Below are 3,650 nucleotides of genomic sequence, written 5' to 3' on the forward strand. Positions count from 1 at the left end.
CCGTGAACTGTCCGAACTAGCCGTAAGTTCGGACAACTGAAACCGGAAATGGCTGTGAAATGTCCGAACCGGCCGTGAGTTCGGACAATTGAAGCGGGAAAACGCGATGAACTGTCCGAACTAGCCGTAAGTTCGGACAACTGAACCAAGAAATCGCCGCGAATTGTCCGAACCCAAGCCCACAAATGCAGACCAGCACTGTTTAAATAAATACACTTAAAAGAAAGAGTGATTAAAAATGGAATCCCAAACTAGCACATACCCACCAAGAAGGACCATCCACTTCCGTAAATCCTTTATGAAATTCATGAAACGCCCATCCGTTATGATAATCGTACTCCTTATCATGATCGCTGGCATATCTGTTAACTCTGACAACTTATCTGCTAGCCAGCAGACGATAGATTTGGATAATCTAGAATCTTGGAATTCCGTACATTACTTTACAGATCCTCCCGGAGACCACAAAGGGGATATCGATCTACTCAAAGTCTATGTTACAAACGATGAAGACTTTATTTATGTAAGATATGATGCTGCATTCACTGGCAGTCAGAATCGCTTTGGAAATACCGGATTTGGATTGACACTATTAAATGAGCAAATAACAGAGGAAAATCTATCAACTATAGAAAGAAGAATTACTGATCGAGATGTCATCGCTTGGGTAGGATTTACTCAAAGTAATGGAATGTCATTGTCTATAGAAACAGGAAATAACTTAAAACAATATCTTCCTGATAGTTATGCAAGAGTATTTACAGAAGGTGCAGATATAACCATCGTTGCCAAATTCCCATTTTCAACATTTCAGGATTTAGGCATGGGACATATTAAAAATGGAGCTGTATTTCCATTATGGTTAGAGCGGACAGCAGGAGCTGCTTTTAATTCTAATATTCAAGATAGAGCACCTGATAACGGCTTCTTTGCGTATGACTCGGCGTCTGGGACACCTTTAGCAATAGGATCAGAATATTCCTCCGCCAAGGATATCCTTTCTTACAGATTTATGGGAAAAGAAGAAATTACTTCCAACAAAAACCCGGATGCTGGCACAATCAATATCGTATTAGCCGAAGGTACCGACCTGACCAACCTAGTCGCAAACTTCACACTCTCACCTAATGCCCAAGGCGCAACCGTCAACGGCACGAGACAAACTAGCGAACAAACCGCCAACGATTTCACCAGCCCTGTGATATACACTGTCATCGCAGAAGACGGATCAACAAAAGACTGGACTATCACCGTGACGACGTCGTCACAACAGCCAGATCCAACACCGGAGCCGAGCGACAACGCGCACTTGTCCAACCTTACCGTTGGAGGCGGATACGAGCTCAGCCCAACGTTCACAGAATCACAGAAAGATTACACCGTCAACGTCCCGTTCAGCACAGACAAAATCAACCTGACAGCGACCACATCCGACGCCAACGCCACCATCACCATCAACGGCACGAGCGCAACGAACGGAACCGCACACGAAGTGACCGGCCTCACCGTCGGCAACAACCCGATCCCGGTCGTCATCACAGCAGCAGATGGCACAACAACAGCAACATACACCGTCACCGTCAACCGCGCCGCACCCGGTGCACCCGACGTGACCATCACTACACCAAAGAATGGCACATGCCTGAACACGAACCGCCCGGACATCACCGGTGAAACAACCGCCAACGACGGCGCAACCGTCCAAGTGACGATCGGAAACAACACCTACAGCACAACTGCCCAGGATGGCGCATGGACCGTGACTGTCGAAGACGACCTCACCGACGGCCAACACACCGCCAACGTGACCGTTACCGACCACGGCGCAGAAGGAACCGCAACAACCACCTTCACCGTACTCACCGGCAAACCCGTGATCACCTTACTAGGCGAAGCCGAAGTGCGAATCACCTCTGGGGAAAACTATAGTGATGCCGGTGCAACCGCAGTGGATGCCATCGGGGGTGACATCACAAGCAACATCGTAACAACTGGAAACAATTTCGATACATCTGTACCAGGTGTATATGGAGTCACATACAATGTTCAAGACGCAGCCGGAAACTCAGCAGACGCAGTCACTCGATCCGTGACTGTCATGCCCAACCAAGTGACAATCGAAAGCCCAGAACCTGGCAAAATTAAAGTAACCGATGCCACTCCAGGCAGCGAAGTCATTCTATATGATGAAGACGGCCATGAAATCGACAGGGGAATCGCCGATGATAACGGAGAATATATTTTTGACGACGTCCCTCCAGGAAATGGCTATGAAGTCACACAAAAAGAAAACGGAGTAGAAAGCACCCCGTCGAATAAAGTAGACGTTCAACCAGAACCTGTAACAATCACTTCTCCGAACCCAGGGGTAATCGAAGTAACGGGAGCATCACCAGGAAACGAAGTAACACTATATGATAAAGACGGCAACGTAATCGACACAGCCATCGCAGACGAGAACGGCACAGTCACATTCGAAAACGTGGACCCAGGTGAGGACTACTACGTCACGCAAAAAGAAAACGGAGTAGAAAGCGCCCCGTCGAATAAAGTAGACGTTCAACCAGACCCTGTTTCGATCACTTCTCCAAACCCAGGAGTAATCGAAGTAACGGGAGCAACACCAGGCAACGAAGTAACACTATATGATAAAGACGGAAACGTGATCGACACAGCCATCGCTGACCAAGATGGCAACGCAACATTCGAAAACGTGGATCCAGGCGAGGACTACTACGTTACACAAAAAGAAAACGGAGTGGAAAGCGCCCTGTCGAATAAAGTAGACGTTCAACCAGACCCTGTAACGATCACTACTCCAAACCCAGGAGTAATCGAAGTAACGGGAGCAACACCAGGCAACGAAGTAACACTATATGATAAGGACGGCAACGTAATCGACACAGCCATCGCAGACGAGAACGGCACAGTTACATTCGAAAACGTGGATCCAGGCCAAGACTACACCGTGACACAAACGAAAAACGGAGTAGAAAGTGCCCCGTCGAATAAAGTAGACGTACAACCTGAACCTGTATCAATCACTTCTCCAAACCCAGGAGTAATCGAAGTAACGGGAGCAACACCAGGCAACGAAGTAACACTATATGATAAAGATGGCAACGTGATCGACACAGCCATCGCAGACGAAAACGGCACAGCAACATTCGAAAACGTGGATCCAGGCCAAGACTACTACGTCACGCAAAAAGAAAACGGGGTGGAAAGCGCCCCGTCGAATAAAGTAGATGTTCAACCTGAACCTGTATCGATCACTACTCCAAACCCAGGAGTAATCGAAGTAACGGGAGCAACACCAGGAAACGAAGTAACACTATATGATAAAGATGGCAACGTGATTGACACAGCCATCGCTGATGAGAACGGCACAGCAACATTCGAAAACGTGGACCCAGGCCAAGACTACACCGTGACACAAACGGAAAACGGAGTAGAAAGTGCTCCGTCGAATAAAGTAGATGTTCAACCTGAACCTGTAACGATCACTACGCCAAACCCAGGAGTAATCGAAGTAACGGGAGCAACACCAGGCAACGAAGTAACACTATATGATAAAGACGGCAACGTAATCGACACAGCCATCGCAGACGAAAACGGGACAGCTACTTTCGAAAACGTGGACCCAGGCG

1 protein-coding gene is annotated in these 3,650 nt (G+C 47.8%); it reads left to right on the forward strand.

The window, feature by feature from the left end:
• Positions 1–1,012 precede the first annotated feature (1,012 nt).
• Positions 1,013–3,650: SpaA isopeptide-forming pilin-related protein (locus tag KS419_RS24760; protein ID WP_425514150.1), on the forward strand; the 2,638-nt coding region annotated here is incomplete at its 3' end.

The organism is Evansella tamaricis (assembly GCF_019042215.1).
GTDB lineage: Bacteria > Bacillota > Bacilli > Bacillales > Salisediminibacteriaceae > Evansella > Evansella tamaricis.